The sequence below is a fragment of the Microbacterium imperiale genome (assembly GCF_017876655.1).
GTDB lineage: Bacteria > Actinomycetota > Actinomycetes > Actinomycetales > Microbacteriaceae > Microbacterium > Microbacterium imperiale.
In genome coordinates this window covers 297,628-312,748 of the sequence record NZ_JAGIOK010000001.1, presented here as the reverse complement: position 1 = coordinate 312,748, position 15,121 = coordinate 297,628, and the positions used below count along the sequence as shown (strand labels likewise).

At 70.1% G+C, this 15,121-nt stretch carries 16 protein-coding genes and 1 tRNA gene; 11 read left to right on the top strand and 6 right to left on the bottom strand.

Annotated elements, in window-relative coordinates:
- Nucleotides 1-35 precede the first annotated feature (35 nt).
- Genes JOF37_RS01395 through era form a run of 5 tightly spaced genes read left to right on the top strand, consistent with a single transcriptional unit; the run spans nucleotide 36 to nucleotide 4,152 of the window.
- Nucleotides 36-383, top strand: coding sequence for an HIT domain-containing protein (locus tag JOF37_RS01395; protein WP_210004432.1), 348 nt, complete (start codon nucleotides 36-38; stop codon nucleotides 381-383).
- Complete coding sequence (locus tag JOF37_RS01390) at nucleotides 334-1,473, top strand: PhoH family protein (protein WP_210004431.1); 1,140 nt, start codon at nucleotides 334-336, stop codon at nucleotides 1,471-1,473. Before JOF37_RS01395 ends, JOF37_RS01390 begins: the two co-directional genes overlap by 50 nt.
- Entirely contained in the window at nucleotides 1,470-1,934 is a 465-nt protein-coding gene (gene ybeY, locus JOF37_RS01385) for an rRNA maturation RNase YbeY (protein ID WP_023950734.1), read from the top strand. The genes JOF37_RS01390 and ybeY overlap by 4 nt, the downstream gene beginning before the upstream one ends.
- Nucleotides 1,931-3,256 (top strand): hemolysin family protein, encoded by a 1,326-nt coding sequence (locus JOF37_RS01380; RefSeq protein ID WP_210004430.1) that lies wholly within the window; start codon nucleotides 1,931-1,933, stop codon nucleotides 3,254-3,256. The genes ybeY and JOF37_RS01380 overlap by 4 nt, the downstream gene beginning before the upstream one ends.
- Complete coding sequence (gene era, locus JOF37_RS01375) at nucleotides 3,253-4,152, top strand: GTPase Era (RefSeq protein WP_210004429.1); 900 nt, start codon at nucleotides 3,253-3,255, stop codon at nucleotides 4,150-4,152. The genes JOF37_RS01380 and era overlap by 4 nt, the downstream gene beginning before the upstream one ends.
- On the opposite strand, the gene JOF37_RS01370 is transcribed toward era, so the two are convergent.
- The gene (locus JOF37_RS01370; RefSeq protein WP_210004428.1) at nucleotides 4,149-4,751 is read right to left on the bottom strand and encodes a hypothetical protein; all 603 of its coding nucleotides are present in this window, start codon (nucleotides 4,749-4,751) and stop codon (nucleotides 4,149-4,151) included. The two genes, era and JOF37_RS01370, sit on opposite strands and share 4 nt — an antisense overlap.
- Nucleotides 4,752-4,955: 204 nt before the next feature.
- Between JOF37_RS01370 and leuA the strand changes: the two genes are divergently transcribed.
- Together leuA and JOF37_RS01360 are read left to right on the top strand one after the other, a co-directional pair.
- Nucleotides 4,956-6,716 carry a 2-isopropylmalate synthase gene (leuA, locus tag JOF37_RS01365; RefSeq protein WP_210007625.1) on the top strand — a complete coding sequence of 587 codons (1,761 nt, stop codon included), beginning with the start codon at nucleotides 4,956-4,958 and terminating at the stop codon, nucleotides 6,714-6,716.
- A gap of 56 nt (nucleotides 6,717-6,772) precedes the next feature.
- The gene (locus JOF37_RS01360; RefSeq protein ID WP_210004427.1) at nucleotides 6,773-7,675 is read left to right on the top strand and encodes an alpha/beta fold hydrolase; all 903 of its coding nucleotides are present in this window, start codon (nucleotides 6,773-6,775) and stop codon (nucleotides 7,673-7,675) included.
- Here JOF37_RS01360 and JOF37_RS01355 read toward each other — a convergent pair.
- The gene (locus tag JOF37_RS01355; RefSeq protein ID WP_210004425.1) at nucleotides 7,635-8,195 is read right to left on the bottom strand and encodes a CGNR zinc finger domain-containing protein; all 561 of its coding nucleotides are present in this window, start codon (nucleotides 8,193-8,195) and stop codon (nucleotides 7,635-7,637) included. The genes JOF37_RS01360 and JOF37_RS01355 overlap by 41 nt on opposite strands.
- A 75-nt stretch (nucleotides 8,196-8,270) precedes the next feature.
- On the opposite strand from JOF37_RS01355, the gene JOF37_RS01350 reads away from it, so the two are divergent.
- Nucleotides 8,271-9,311 (top strand): DMT family transporter, encoded by a 1,041-nt coding sequence (locus JOF37_RS01350; RefSeq protein ID WP_210004424.1) that lies wholly within the window; start codon nucleotides 8,271-8,273, stop codon nucleotides 9,309-9,311.
- Here the strand turns inward: JOF37_RS01350 and JOF37_RS01345 are convergent.
- From JOF37_RS01345 to JOF37_RS01335, 3 genes are read right to left on the bottom strand one after another with little or no spacing between them, the layout of a single operon-like run.
- Complete coding sequence (locus tag JOF37_RS01345) at nucleotides 9,247-9,720, bottom strand: Lrp/AsnC family transcriptional regulator (RefSeq protein WP_210004422.1); 474 nt, start codon at nucleotides 9,718-9,720, stop codon at nucleotides 9,247-9,249. The genes JOF37_RS01350 and JOF37_RS01345 overlap by 65 nt on opposite strands.
- 42 nt (nucleotides 9,721-9,762) lie before the next feature.
- The gene (locus JOF37_RS01340) at nucleotides 9,763-10,371 is read right to left on the bottom strand and encodes a histidine phosphatase family protein (RefSeq protein WP_210004420.1); all 609 of its coding nucleotides are present in this window, start codon (nucleotides 10,369-10,371) and stop codon (nucleotides 9,763-9,765) included.
- Between the two features lie 37 nt (nucleotides 10,372-10,408).
- Nucleotides 10,409-11,257: a Sir2 family NAD-dependent protein deacetylase gene (locus JOF37_RS01335; protein WP_210004418.1), complete on the bottom strand. Its 849-nt coding sequence runs from the start codon at nucleotides 11,255-11,257 to the stop codon at nucleotides 10,409-10,411.
- A 64-nt stretch (nucleotides 11,258-11,321) separates the two neighbouring features.
- Between JOF37_RS01335 and JOF37_RS01330 the strand changes: the two genes are divergently transcribed.
- Complete coding sequence (locus tag JOF37_RS01330) at nucleotides 11,322-12,113, top strand: TrmH family RNA methyltransferase (RefSeq protein WP_210004416.1); 792 nt, start codon at nucleotides 11,322-11,324, stop codon at nucleotides 12,111-12,113.
- On the opposite strand, the gene JOF37_RS01325 is transcribed toward JOF37_RS01330, so the two are convergent.
- Entirely contained in the window at nucleotides 12,114-12,962 is an 849-nt protein-coding gene (locus JOF37_RS01325; RefSeq protein ID WP_210004414.1) for an SGNH/GDSL hydrolase family protein, read from the bottom strand.
- A 91-nt stretch (nucleotides 12,963-13,053) separates the two neighbouring features.
- Here JOF37_RS01325 and JOF37_RS01320 point away from each other — a divergent pair, with 91 nt between their 5' ends.
- Nucleotides 13,054-14,895, top strand: a complete 1,842-nt coding sequence (locus JOF37_RS01320) for a DEAD/DEAH box helicase (protein WP_372445482.1) — start codon at nucleotides 13,054-13,056, stop codon at nucleotides 14,893-14,895.
- 95 nt (nucleotides 14,896-14,990) lie between these two features.
- Nucleotides 14,991-15,075, top strand: a tRNA-Leu gene (locus JOF37_RS01315).
- The last annotated feature ends 46 nt before the right edge of the window (nucleotides 15,076-15,121 follow it).

Below are 15,121 nucleotides of genomic sequence, written 5' to 3'. Positions count from 1 at the left end.
GACCCGCTCGGCCTGCCCGTCGATAGACTGGGCGAATGAGCGAACCCTCCGTCTTCACGCGCATCCTCCGCGGTGAGATCCCGTCCGAGATCATCGCCGAGACCGAGAACGTGTTCGCCATCCGCGACATCGCGCCGCAGGCTCCGGTCCACCTTCTCGTCATCCCCAAGACCGAGGAGTACCGCAATGTCGTCGAGCTCGCCGCGGCCGATCCCGCTCTGCTGAGCGAGCTCATCGGCCTGGCCAACTCCATCGCCGCCGAGCATGCCGACGGCGACTTCCGCCTCATCTTCAACACCGGCGCCGGGGCCGGGCAGACGGTCTTCCACGTCCATGCCCACGTCCTCGCCGGTGGCCTCTCCGAAGGGAGCCTCGGTGGCTGACGCTTCCGAACCCGCCGTCGCGACGATCTTCGCCGACGGCGTGGCCATGGTCCAGTTGCTCGGGCCGCAGGACCGACTGCTGCGCGTCGTCGAACGGGAGCACCCCGATGTCGACGTCCTCGTGCGCGGCAACGAGATCACGCTCACCGGCTCGACGGATGACGTCGCGGCAGCGCGCGCTCTCGTGGACGAGCTGATCGCCATGGCCCGCGCCGGTCAGGGCCTGGACCCGAGCGATGTCACGACGTCCAGCCGCATCCTCCAGCGTCGGTCGCCCGGCGACGAGGGGCCGCGGCCCTCCGAAGTGCTCGGCGAGGCGATCCTGTCGTCGCGAGGCAAGGTGATCCGGCCCAAGACGCTCGGCCAGAAGGCGTACGTCGACGCGATCGAGGAGAACACGATCGTCTTCGGCATCGGTCCTGCGGGCACGGGTAAGACCTACCTCGCGATGGCGAAGGCCGTGCAGGCCCTGCAGCGTAAAGAGGTCAACCGCATCATCCTGACGCGCCCGGCCGTCGAGGCGGGCGAACGGCTCGGATTCCTGCCGGGGACCCTCACCGACAAGATCGACCCGTACCTGCGGCCGCTGTACGACGCGCTCAACGAGATGCTCGATCCCGAGCTCGTGCCCAAGCTCATGGCGACGGGAACGATCGAGGTCGCGCCGCTGGCGTACATGCGCGGTCGGACGCTGAACGACTCCTTCGTCGTGCTCGACGAGGCGCAGAACACCACGCCCGAGCAGATGAAGATGTTCCTCACGCGTCTCGGGTTCGGCACCCGGATGGTCGTGACCGGCGACATCACGCAGGTCGATCTGCCACAGGGCACCTCGGGCCTGCGCACCGTGACGCGCGTCCTCAAGGACATCGACGACATCCACTTCGCGACCCTCACGAGCGACGACGTCGTGCGCCACACGCTCGTCGGCCGGATCGTCGACGCCTACAGCGAGTACGACGAGCAGCGCCTGCTGGCGCGGCGCGAGCGCGACGAGGCGAGCGAGTTCGCCAACCGCGCCGAACGCCGCTCGACGGCCCGCCCCGCCGGTCCCCGCGATCGACTCCCGAAACGAGGACGTTCTTCATGACCATCGAGATCACCAACGAGTCCGGGGTCTCGGTCGATGAGACCGTGCTGCTGCGTCTGACGGAGCACAACCTGGCGCAGCTGAACGTCAGCCCCGATGCCGACCTGGCCATCCTCCTCGTCGACGAAGGGGCGATGGAGTCGCTGCACGTGCAGTGGATGGACGAGCCCGGCCCCACCGACGTCCTGAGCTTCCCGATGGACGAGCTGCGCCCCGGCACCGAGGATGCACCGACGCCCCCCGGGCTGCTCGGCGACATCGTGCTGTGCCCGCAGGTCGCCGAGGCGCAGGCTCAGGCAGCTCGACACACCACCCTCGACGAACTGATCCTGCTCACCACGCACGGACTGCTGCACCTGCTCGGATTCGACCACGCCGAGCCCGAAGAGGAGCGCGAGATGTTCGGGCTTCAGCGCGAGCTGATCTCGGCCTTCCACGCGAGCGAGCGCCGCCGAGCGTGACCGAGCTCCTCCTCGCCCTCGGCGCGGTCTTCCTGGTCGCGCTCGGGGGCCTGATGGCGGCTCTGGATGCCGCGCTGGGCGTCACCTCACGCTCCGACCTGTCGGACTGGGCCGAGCTCGGCCGGCAGCAGAACGCCCTGCGGCGCATCGCCGACGACACGACGGCCCACGGCAACGCCGTCGTCTTCATCCGCATCCTCGCCGAGTCGACCGCCGCGGTCTTCGTCACGGCGGCCCTGACGCTCGCGCTCGAGAATCTGTGGTGGGCGATCCTGGTCGCGGCGCTCCTGATGACGGCGGTGTCGTTCGTCCTCGTGGGCGCGAGCCCCCGCTCGGTCGGCCGCCAGCACGCCCGGGGGCTCCTCATCGCGTGCGCGCCCATCGTGCGCGCTGCCCGGATCGTGCTGGGTCCGCTCGCGCACCTGCTGGTCATCGTCGGCAACCGGGTCACGCCCGGCGTCTCGCGCGGCACGTCGTTCGCCTCCGAGGAGCAGCTGCTGAGCATGGTCGACGAGGCCGCGTCGCAGGACCTCATCGAGGCGGACGATCGCGACCTGATCCACTCCGTCTTCGACTTCACCGACACGCTCGTCCGCAGCGTCATGGTTCCTCGGACCGACATGGTCACGGTTCCGCAGACCGCGACGACCCATGAGGCGCTGGCGTTGTTCCTCGAGCGCGGGGTCTCGCGCATGCCCGTCACGGACGACGAGCGCGACGACATCCTGGGTGTCGTCTACCTGAAGGACCTGGTGCAGTTCTCCTACGGAGAAGCGGCAGGATGGCGAGACGTCCCGGTGGGGCGCGTCGCCCGCGCGGCGGTGTTCGTGCCCGAGTCGATGCGTGCCGAGACGCTGCTGCAGCAGATGAAGCGGGATGCCGTGCACGTGTGTCTCGTCGTCGATGAATACGGCGGCGTGGCGGGACTGATCACGCTCGAGGACCTGATCGAGGAGCTCGTCGGCGACATCGCGGACGAGTACGACCGCGGCGCCGCTGAGGTCGTCGAGCTCGAGCCGGGCCGCTACCGGGTCAGTGCTCGGCTGGGCCTCGACGAGGTCGGAGAGCTGTTCGGCCTCGAGCTCGACGACGACGATGTCGACTCGATCGGCGGCCTGCTGGGCAAGCAGCTGGGCCGCGTGCCCATGCCCGGGGCCACCGTCGTGGCCGACGGCCTGATGATCACCGGCGGCGTCTCGCGCGGTCGCGGCCGCGGCCTCGCGACGGTGTTCGTCGAGCGGGCGCCGTCCGATGCGGACGCCGACGACCCGCATCCCCGCACCGGCGGCATCCGGGTGGAATCCAGAGGAGAAGAACGATGACCGAGAATGCGCACCGTTCGGGGTTCGTGACCTTCGTGGGACGCCCGAACGTCGGCAAATCGACGCTGACGAATGCGCTCGTCGGCGAGAAGGTCGCCATCACCAGCGACAAGCCCCAGACGACCCGGCGTGCGATCCGCGGCATCCTCAACCGGCCGGCCGGGCAGCTGGTGATCGTCGACACCCCCGGCATCCACAAGCCCCGCACGCTGCTCGGACAGCGACTCAACGATCTGGTCGAGCAGGTGCTCGGCGACGTCGACGTCATCGGCTTCCTCGTCCCCGCCGTCGACAAGGTCGGCCCCGGCGACCGCCGCATCGCCGCATCGCTCGACGGCTATCCGCGCGCCAAGAAGGTCGCGATCGTCACCAAGACCGATCTCGCCGGGCGCGACGCGATCATGGAGCGGCTCATGGAGGTCGACAGCCTGCGCGAGGACTGGGCCGCCGTCATCCCGCTCTCGGCCGTCACGGACGACCAGCTCGACGTGCTCGCGGACGAGCTGCTGGCGCTCATGCCGGAGGGCCCGGCGCTGTACCCCGATGATGTCGTCACCGACGAATCGACCGAGGACCGCATCGCCGAGATCATCCGCGAGGCGGCGCTCGAGGGCGTGCGCGACGAGCTGCCGCACTCGATCGCCGTGACCATCGAGGACCTCTCCGATCGCGAGGACTCCGACCTCACGGACGTCTACGCGAACATCGTCGTCGAGCGCGACAGTCAGAAGGCGATCATCATCGGCCGCAAGGGCTCGCGCCTGGCGGATGTCGGAGCCCGCGCCCGTGCTCAGATCGAGCCGCTGCTGGGGCGCCGGGTCTTCCTGTCGCTGCATGTGCGGGTCGCGAAGGAGTGGCAGCGCGACCCCAAGCAGCTGGGCCGCCTGGGCTTCTAGCCGACCTCGCGGATCGCCGACTGCACGACGACGACGTCGTCGCCGAACTCCGTGTCCGCCGCGTCCTGCAGGGTGCCGTCATCCCACACCACGGTGACCCAGAGGCGCCCGTCGTACGCGCCGGATGCCAGCACCGTCTTCCCGAGGGTGTCGTGGATCCGCTGCTCGACGTCGCGGAGGGTCGCCTCGTCGGCGGAGCCCGGCGCCCCGCCGGTCGGATCCTCGAGCGGAGCCGGGTCGTACGCCGCGAGCGGCACCGGCGGTTCGGTCACGGTGATGACGTCGCCGTCGTACGTCCCGTGCACGGCATAGGCGCCCCAGGTGACCCCCGACACTTCGGTCGCGTCGTCGAGACCCTCCCAGGACCAATCCGCGAGGGGGATGCCGCCGCACTGCGGGGGAGCGGACTCGGACACCGCCCCCAGGCAGAGTTCGGCCTCGCTGCCGTCGTCGAGCACCGTGCCCTGCGCCACGATCGGGCCGGCAGGCGGCGGGGGAGTGAGGGACGCGCGGTCGGCGGCGGGAGTCGTCGCACAGCCGGCCGTGAGCACCAGGGTCGACAGGGCCACGGCGAGCAGGGGCAGGCGCGCAGTTCTCATACCCGGAAGTGTCGCCGATCCGCCCATCGTCTCGATGATGGCACGCCCGTGTGCGCACGACCCGCCGGCCGGTGTAGCCTGGGCGCATGCGCTTCGGCCGACTTCTCCTTCTTAGTCGCCGCGACGAGTCCTCGTTCTAGGGCCTCTCTCGTCGCGGAGCTTCGCGTTGGCCCGCCACACCTGATGAGGAAGAGCGAGACCACCATGGAGAACAACCAGAAGCCCTCGGGCATGCCGATCCACAAGTATCGGCCGTTCCACGAGCAGATCCGCGTCGACCTGCCCGACCGCACGTGGCCCACGAAGCGCATCGAGACGGCGCCGCGCTGGTGCGCGGTCGACCTGCGCGACGGCAACCAGGCGCTCATCGACCCCATGAGCCCCGAGCGCAAGCGCGTCATGTTCGAGCTGCTCGTGAAGATGGGCTACAAGGAAATCGAGGTCGGGTTCCCCAGTGCGAGCCAGACCGACTTCGACTTCGTCCGCCAGCTGATCGAGGACGACCTGATTCCCGACGACGTCACGATCCAGGTGCTGACGCAGGCGCGCGAACACCTGATCAAGCGCACGTACGAGGCGATCGCCGGCGCGAAGCAGGCGATCGTGCACCTGTACAACTCCACGAGCATCCTGCAGCGCGAGGTGGTGTTCCGCACCGACCGGCAAGGCATCATCGACATCGCGCTCGAGGGCGCGCGCCTGTGCCGCGAATACGAGAAGACGGTGCCCGAGACCGCCGTCTACTACGAGTACTCGCCCGAGAGCTACACCGGTACGGAGCTCGAGTTCGCCGTCGACGTCTGCAACCAGGTCATCGAGATCTTCGAGCCGACGCCCGAGCGCAAGGTCATCATCAACCTGCCCGCGACGGTCGAGATGGCGACCCCGAACGTGTACGCCGATTCGATCGAGTGGATGAGCCGGCACCTCGCCCACCGCGAGAACGTGATTCTGTCGCTGCATCCCCACAACGACCGCGGTACCGCGATCGCGGCCGCCGAGCTCGGTTACATGGCCGGTGCCGACCGCATCGAGGGCTGCCTCTTCGGAAACGGTGAGCGCACCGGCAACGTCGACCTGGTCGCGCTGGGCATCAACCTCTTCACGCAGGGCATCGACCCGCAGATCGACTTCAGCGACGTCGACGGCATCAAGCGCACCGTCGAGTACTGCAACCAGCTGCCCGTGCCCGAGCGCAGCCCCTGGGCCGGCGACCTCGTGTTCACGGCCTTCAGTGGCTCGCACCAGGACGCGATCAAGAAGGGCTTCGAGGCGATGGCGGTGCGTGCCGACGCCGCCGGGGTTTCGATCGACGAGATCGAGTGGGCGGTGCCCTACCTGCCGGTCGACCCGAAGGATCTGGGGCGCTCGTACGAAGCCGTCATCCGCGTCAACTCGCAGTCCGGCAAGGGCGGTGTCGCGTACCTGCTCAAGACCGACCACGCGCTCGACCTGCCGCGCAAGCTGCAGATCGAGTTCTCGGGCGTCGTGCAGGAGAAGACGGATGCCGAGGGCGGCGAGGTCACGAGCGAGCAGATCTGGTCGATCTTCACCGATGAGTACCTCCCCGCACCCGCCGCCGACGACAAGTGGGGGCGTTTCGAACTGCTCGGTACCCGCACGCACAGCGACATGTCGGGCGATGTCCGTCTCGACGTCACGCTGCGCGACGGCGAGACCCGCGACGAGGTGTCGGCGGTCGGCAACGGTCCCATCGCCGCCTTCCTCGAGGTGCTGCGTGAGCGCGGCTTCGACATCTCGCTGTACGACTACGTCGAGCACACGCTGAGCTCGGGCGGCGACGCGCAGGCTGCCGCCTACGTCGAGCTGCAGGTCGACGACCAGCGCCTGTGGGGCGTGGGCATCGACGGCGACATCTCGACCGCGAGCCTCAAGGCCGTCGTCTCGTGCGTCAACCGTGCGATCCGCACCCGGGAGCGCTCGGGCGAGCTCGCAGCCGTCTGACGCACACGGCGGCGCGGACGGCGTTCGTCGAGGGGAGTGATCCGTAGACTCGACGAATGCCCTCCGCGCCGTCGCCGTACTCCGAGCTCCTCTCGCGCATCCCGGTGCGCCGCGCCGAGGCATCCGTGCTGGGCGGACGGACGTCCTTCTGGGTCTATGGGCGCGACGACGCCCCCCGTACCTTGCTCGCGGTGCACGGATTCCGGGGCGAGCATCACGGACTCGAGCCGGTCGTGGCGCACCTCGGCGATGTCCGCGTCGTCATGCCCGACCTCCCGGGCTTCGGTGAAACCGCCCCGCTGCCGGGCCGGACGCACGACCTGACGACGTACGCGGAGTGGCTCACGGCGTTCGCAGCCGCTGTCGCGCCCGACTCGGTCGTCGTGGGGCACTCGTTCGGCTCGATAGTCGCGTCCGCGGCGGTCGCACGCGGACTCGCGACCCCGCAGCTGATCCTGATCAATCCGATCGGCGCTCCGGCTCTCGAGGGGCCGCGCGGCTTCTTCACCCGTCTGGCGATCTGGTACTACGGCCTCGGCGCATCGCTGCCGCGACGCCTCGGCGAGGCGCTCCTGCGCAACCGCATCATCGTCCGCGTGATGAGTCTCGCCATGGTCAAGACGCGCGACAGAGGACTGCGCCGCTTCGTCCACGCTCAGCACGACACGTACTTCTCGCGCTTCGCCGACCGCGACGTCCTGCGTGACGCGTTCGTCACGTCGGTCTCGAACGACGTCCGTGCGTTCGCCCCCGAGATCTCGCAGCCGACCCTCCTCATCGCCGCGGTGCAGGACGACATCACGCCCATCGATGCCGAGCGTCACCTGCAGACGCTCTTCGCCCGGGCCGAGCTCGTCGAGCTCGACGGCGTCGGACACCTCATCCACTACGAGAAGCCGCGTGAGGCGGCGACGGCGATCAGGCGCTTTCTCGGGCTTTCCGTCGACGATAGGCGTTGACGTTCATGCGATTGCCGCAGTTGCCGGTGTCGCAGTAGCGCTTCGAGCCGTTCTTCGAGAAGTCGACATAGACGGCGGCGCAGTCGTCGGCCGCGCACGTACGCACCCGGTCGTAGGCGTCGGCGCGGATGACATCGACGAACGCCATCGCCGCCTCGACGAGGATGCGCGTTGCGAGGGGAGCGTCGTCGGGGGTGGCGTGGATGTGCCAGTCGTAGCCGTCATGGATCACGAGCTGGGGCTGCGCATGCCCGTCGCGCAGCATGGCGTTGACATGCGGGACCGCCTCGTCGCGACCGAGCGTCCAGAGCTCGCGCAGCCGGGGGCGGATGCGGCGCAGGGCCTGCAGCTCGGCCTCGTCGCGCACGATCGCCCCGGTGAAGGCGAACTCCGCCAGATAGGCGTCGAGGTCGTCGCGGTCGGCCAGGGTGTCAGCGGTTCCCGCGCTCGTGCGAGGCAGCGTGTTGACCAGTGCCGCCGTGGCGCGCAACGACAGTTCGGTGTCATGGATGAACACCATGTTGACTCCTGACTCAATCGAGCGTTACTGTCACGAGTGTAGATAACTTTCACCCGTGACACGCGAGGCCTGCCGATGACGAACCCGACCGCGCCCCTGCCCATCATCGCAGTCGCCGACTCCGCGGATGCTCCGGCGGCGTCCTCGGCCGGTCGCCGGACCATCGGCATGGCGATGGCCGTCGCGTCGGCGCTCGCGTTCTCGTCGAGCGGGCCGCTCGTCAAGCCCCTGCTCGAAGCGGGCTGGTCTCTCGGCGCGGCGCTGTTCGTGCGCATCGCCACGGCGGCCCTCGTGCTCTCACCGTTCCTCGTGCGTGCGATCGTCCGCGACCGCGGCATCCTGCGCCGGCACGGGGGCGCGATGATCGCCTTCGGTCTCATGCCCGTCGTCGGCTGCCAGCTGTTCTACTTCTCCGCGATGCAGCGGATGCCGGTCGCCGTGGCGCTCCTCATCCAGTACTTAGCGCCCGTGCTGCTGGTCCTGTGGGTCTGGCTGCGGACGCGCCGTCGCCCCTCGAACACCGTCATCGCCGGGTCGGTCGTCGCGATGATCGGCCTGGTCCTGGTGGTCGACATCGCGGGTGCGCGGTTCGACTTCTGGGGCACGCTGCTCGCGCTGGGGGCGGCGCTGTGCACGTGCGTCTATTTCGTGATGGCCGAGCGCACGGGCGACACGCTGGCGCCCATCGTGCTGGCGGCGGGAGGCATGGTGGTGGCCGCGACGTTCATCGCCGTCCTGCTCGGCCTCGGGCTGCTGCCGCTCGCCGTCTCCGGCGGCGCTGCGGCGGTGCTGGGCGCCGAGCTCCCGCCGCTCGCCGTGCTGCTGTTCGTCGGCCTCGCGACCGGAACCGCCTACGCGCTCGGCGTCTCGGCGGTACCGCGCACCGGATCGCGGCTGGCGTCGTTCATCGGGCTGTCGGAGGTGCTGTTCGCGCTCGGGTTCGCCTGGCTGCTGCTGGCCGAAGCTCCCGCCCCCGTGCAGTTCGCCGGGGGAGCGCTCATCCTCGTCGGAGTCGTGCTCGTACGTCTTGATGCGGACGGCGCGCCGCCGATCACACGCCCGATCGGCTCTGCTGCAGCAATGGTCGAACGCGGTGCGGGATCACCTCGTCCATGATGAGCGAGGTCTCGGTGCGCTCGACGCCGTCGACGGCGAGGATGCGGGCGTCGATGGCGAAGAGGTGCTGGGTGTCGTGCGCGACGACGCGCACCATCAGATCGACCTGACCGCTGAGGCCCTGAGCCTGCAGGACTTCGGGGATCTCGGCGAGCTCGCGGGCGATGCGGGGGAGTTCGGGCTGGCGGAGGATGACGCTCACGACCGCTTCGATCGGGTACCCGAGGGCGCGCATCGAGATCGCGCGCTCGTACGAGAGGAAGACGCCGGCCTGCTCAAGGCGTCCCATGCGCGCTTGCACGGTGTTGCGTGACATCCCCAACCGCTCCGACAGTGCGACGACCGTCGCCCGAGGATCGCCGGCGAGAGCGTCGAGGAGTGCCAGATCGACCCGGTCGTGCGTTGCCATGAACCTGGACGATACACCGGCCAGTGCCGGCGTGTCGGCGGTTCAGCCCGACGCCACCGCCGCCGACTCGAGCAGCCGCAGGCGCTCGCGCTCGAAGAGGAATGTGTGGCTCGAACCGTTGGCCAGGCGCACGCCCTGCAGCGGGAACTCGTCGGCGGTGGCATGGCGGATCACTTCGCGGATCAGCGCACCGTGCGCGACGACGATCAGCGGCGCCGCGACCGGCGCGGTGCGCGTCCGCGCGTCACGGACCGCGCGCTCGAGCCCGCGGAGCGCACGCTCGCGCACCGTGGGCCACGGCTCGGCGTTGGGCACCTCGGCGGTGGCCCATTCTCCCCAGCGGGCGTGGAACTCCTCGACCCCGACGCCCTCGGCGTCGCCGTAGCCCCGCTCGCGCAGCTCGGGGTAGGCGAGCGGGTCCGGAGCGTCGAGTTCAGCGGCGATCAGGCGCGCGGTCTCGGCGGCGCGCGCGAGGTCGCTCGAGGCCACCGTCACGCCGGGGACGCCCGACAGCTTCGCGGCGAGCTCGACTCCCACGGCCCGAGCCTGGGCCCGCCCGGTGTCGTTGAGAGGGATGTCGGTGGATCCCTGGATCCGGCGATCGCGGTTCCAATCGGTCTCGCCGTGGCGCACGAGGGTCAGAACAGTCACGCTTCGACCCTACGCGCGTCCCGCGGATCGGCCGATCTCACAGCGGACGCGGCAGGTGGGCGGCCAGTTCCCGCAGGACCTCGGTCGTTCCCGCGTCGATCTTCACGGTGGCCTTCGCATCCGACCGGGTCGCGCCGCGGTTGACGATGACGACCGGGATCCGTCGCCGCCGCGCCCGTTCCACCAGTCGCACACCCGAGTTGACGACGAGCGACGAACCCGCGACCACGAGCGCGTCGCTCGTGCGCACGAGCTGCTCGGCTTCGGCGAATTTCTCGCGCGGAACGAACTCGCCGAAGAAGACGACATCCGGCTTGAGGGTTCCCTCGCACACGCTGCAGCGCGGCACGACGAACCCGTCGCTCGTCGCGGGCAGGACATCGCCGTCGGGACCGAGCTCGACGTTCTCGGGAACGGTGATCCACGGGTTGTCGGTCTCGACGCGCTCGGCGAGGTCGCGCCGGTCGAAGACCTGCCCGCAGTGCAGGCAGAAGACCCGCCGCATGGTGCCGTGCAGCTCGACCACTCGGCTGCTGCCGGCACGCAGGTGCAGACCGTCGACGTTCTGGGTGACGACTCCGGTGACGACGCCCGCGCGTTCCAGGTCGGCGAGGGCGACGTGACCGTCGTTCGGCCGTGCAGCGGCGAAGGCGCGCCAGCCGAGGTGGCTGCCGACCCAGTAGCGCCGGCGGGCGTCCTCGCTCGCGAGGAACTGCTGGGCGGTCATCGGTGTGCGCACGGGTGCGCCCGCCCCTCGGTAGTCGGGGATTCCGGAGTCGGTCGAGACCCCCGCGCCGGTCAGCACGGCGATCCGGCGCCCCGACAGCACGTCGATGGCCTGCCGCACGTCATCGCTCGACGGAGAGACGAGGTCGGCGGGGGTCACCCCTCTACTCTACGAGCGGCGCGGGCCTGCGGACCCGGTCGGTCGCGCGTGCGAGAGTGGGAGGGTGCCCGTGATCCGCATCGACGACCCCGACGACTCCCGCCTCTCCGACTACCGGGATCTGACGGACGTCGCACTGCGACGCGTCCTCGAGCCCGCCGGCGGCCTGTATATCGCGGAGTCGGCGAAAGTCATCGCTCGCGCGCGGGCTGCCGGACACCGGCCGAGGTCGGTCCTCGTCCAGGAGAAATGGCTCGCCGACGTCGCCGACCTCGCGGGCGATGCGCCGGTGTTCGTGGTGTCGGATGCCGTGGCCGAGGCGCTCACCGGGTACGCCGTGCACCGGGGCGCGCTCGCGTCGATGCACCGCCCGGCGCCGGCATCCGTCGCGGAGGTCGTCGCGGGGGCGCGGCTCGTGCTCGTCCTCGAGGACATCGTCGATCACACCAACGTCGGAGCCGCGTTCCGCGCCGCCGCGGGTCTCGGTGCCGACGCGGTCCTCGTGAGCGAGCGCTGCGCCGACCCCCTCTACCGTCGCAGCGTCCGCGTCAGCATGGGCACGGTCTTCCAGGTGCCGTGGACGCGCCTGCCCGCCTGGCCCGAGGCCGCGCCGCTGCTCCGCGAGGCCGGCCTGCACCTGGCGGCCCTCGCGCTCGCGGAGGGCGCGGTGCCGCTGGACGACTTCGCCGCAGCACGACCCGATCGAGTGGCGCTGCTCATGGGAACGGAGGGCGACGGCCTGACCCGCCGCGCCCTGGCCGCCGCCGACTCCATCGTGACGATCCCGATGGCCGGGGGAGTGGACTCGCTCAACGTCGCGGCGGCAGCGGCCGTCGCACTGTGGGCGCTGCGCTGATCACTCGCCGTCGTCGTGCAGGCGCCGGATGACCGGCAGCGGCTCGGGGCGCTTCGCCGTCACGTGGTCGCCGGACGACTGGTGCCGCAGGCGGCGCAGCACCCAGGGCACCAGGTATTCGCGGGCCCAGACCAGGTCGTGAGCGCGCGCCGCACGCCACGTCGAGGGCGGCAGGGGATCGGGCTGCATGGGCTGCAGGTCGTTCGGGACGTTGAGGGCCCGCAGCACCATGCGGGCGACCTCGTGGTGCCCCAGCGAGTTGTAGTGCAGGCGGTCGTCGTCGAAGAAGCGCATGTCCTGCACCTCCTTCAGCGCCCACTGGTCCGCCACGATCGCGTCGTACCGCTCGGCGATCGCGCGGATGTTCTCGTTGTAGATGGCCACCCGCCCGCGAATGCCGCGGAACACCGGCGTGAAGTTCGTGTCGATGCCGGTGAAGAGCACGAGGGTCGCGCCGGTCGACGACAGGCGGACGACGGCATCCTCGAACTGCTGGGCGACGGCGTCGGGATCGGCACCCGGACGGATGACGTCGTTGCCGCCGGCCGAGAAGGTCACGAGGTCGGGTTTGAGCGCGAGCGCCGGCTCGATCTGGTCGGCGATGATCTGGGCGATGAGCTTGCCGCGCACGGCGAGGTTGGCGTACGCGAAGTCGGGCACCTGAGCGCCGAGGACCTCGGCGACGCGGTCGGCCCAGCCGCGGTGCCCACCTGGCCGATCGGGTTCGGGATCGCCGATGCCCTCCGTGAACGAGTCGCCGATCGCCACCATGCGGCGCCACGGGTGCGCCGTGTCGTTCGGAACGTAGGGTGTGCGTCGGTCGTGCTCGGACGTCTCGTTCTCCCTCATGGCACCTCCTGGGCATCGGTCCTTCCACGGTATCGGGTCGGGTCCGATCCCGACGAGGCGAGCCTGTCGGTGCGGTCGTTTAGGGTGGTCCATCGTGACAGAGGACCCGCAGGAGCATTTCGGAAGCTTCGCCGCCGAGCATCTGTCGCCCTCGTTCCCGCAGCGCGCCCCCTGGGGTACCGCTCAGCGACTGCGCGCCTGGCAGGCCGAAGCGCTCGATCAGTACTTCGGCGCCGACGGCCCCGAGGGCGTCGGACGCGGTCCGCGCGACTTCCTCGCCGCGGCGACGCCCGGTGCCGGTAAGACCACCTTCGCGCTCCGGCTCGCGTCCGAGCTGCTGCGCCGCAACGTCGTCGACCGCATCGTCGTCGTCGCGCCTACCGAGCACCTGAAGACGCAGTGGGCCGATGCCGCCGGTCGCGTCGGTATCCGTCTCGATCCGCGCTTCAGCAATCGCCATGCCACGCCGTCACGGCAGTATCACGGCGTCGCGGTCACGTACGCGCAGGTGGCGGTGAAGGCTTCCGTCCATCAGCGCCTGACGATGGATGCCCGCACCCTCGTCATCCTCGACGAGGTGCATCACGGCGGCGACGCCCTCAGCTGGGGCGACGCCCTGCGCGAGGCATATGGCCGCGCGACCCGCCGCCTGCTGCTGTCGGGAACGCCGTTCCGCAGCGACACCGCGCCCATCCCGTTCGTGGAGTACCACCCGAACGACAAGGGCATCCGCCTCTCGCGGACCGATTACAACTACGGCTACGGGCGGGCCCTCGCCGACGGCGTGGTGCGGCCCGTGCTGTTCCTCGTCTACGCCGGGCACATGAAGTGGCGCACCAAGACCGGCGACGAGTTCGAGGCCCACCTCGGCCAGGACAACACGAAGGACATCACCTCGCAGGCGTGGCGCACCGCGCTGAACCCTGAGGGTGATTGGATCCCGGCGGTGCTGCGGTCGGCGGATCGCCGGCTCACCGAGGTGCGTCAGGAGGTCCCGGATGCCGGCGGCCTCGTCATCGCGACCGATCAGACCGCGGCGCGAGCGTACGCGGAGATCCTCCACGGCATCACGGGCGAGGCTCCGACGGTCGTGCTCTCCGACGACAAGGCCGCGTCGGGCAACATCGAGGTCTTCTCCCAGAGCACGACCCGCTGGATGGTGGCGGTGCGCATGGTGTCGGAAGGTGTCGACGTGCCACGTCTGGCTGTCGGCGTCTACGCGACATCGTCCTCGACGCCGCTGTTCTTCGCGCAGGCCATCGGCCGCTTCGTCCGGGCTCGACGTCGCGGCGAGACGGCGAGCGTCTTCCTGCCGAACGTGCCGGTGCTCCTGGGACTGGCCGCCGAGATGGAGCGCCAGCGCGACCACGCGCTCGATCGCGAGGCCGGCGACGACGACGGGCTCGAAGACACGCTGCTCGCCGAGGCCGAGCGCGAGGACGCCGCCTCCGACGCGCTGACCGAGGAGTTCAGCTACCAGGCCCTGGGCTCGGTCGCGCACTTCGATCGGGTGCTGTTCGACGGCGCCGAGTTCGGGCAGCTGGCTGTTCCAGGGACCCCCGAGGAGGAGGAATTCCTCGGGATCCCCGGCTTGCTCGAGCCGGAGCACGTGCACGAACTGCTCATGCAGCGCCAGTCGCGGCAGTCCAAGCATCGGCACAGCCGAGAGGCGCGCGAGAAGGCGGAGGGCGGCACGGCCACCGCTGAGGACGCGCCGGAGACGTCGCTGCCCGAGCCTCTGCATCGATCGCTGAAGGAACAGCGCCAGCTGCTCAACAGCCTCGTCGGGCTCTACGCCCGGCAGAGCGGCGAGGCGCACGCTCAGATCCACGCCGAGCTCCGCCGGGTCTGCGGCGGACCGGCCGTCTCGCACGCGACGGTCGCACAGCTGCAAGCACGCATCGCCGTGCTGCGATCGCGCGTACGGTCGTGAACCCGCGCCGCGCCACGCCCGGGCGGCCGTCGATTCTTCGCGGGGGCGGCGACGTGTTAGTGTTGATCCTCGGTTGGGAACAACTGAAAAACACTGCGCGGGTGGCGGAATAGGTAGACGCGCTAGCTTGAGGTGCTAGTGCCCGTATAGGGCGTGGGGGTTCAAGTCCCCCCTCGCGCACAGTGAGAAAGGCCCCGTCCCGGGAAACCGGGACGGGGCCTTTCGC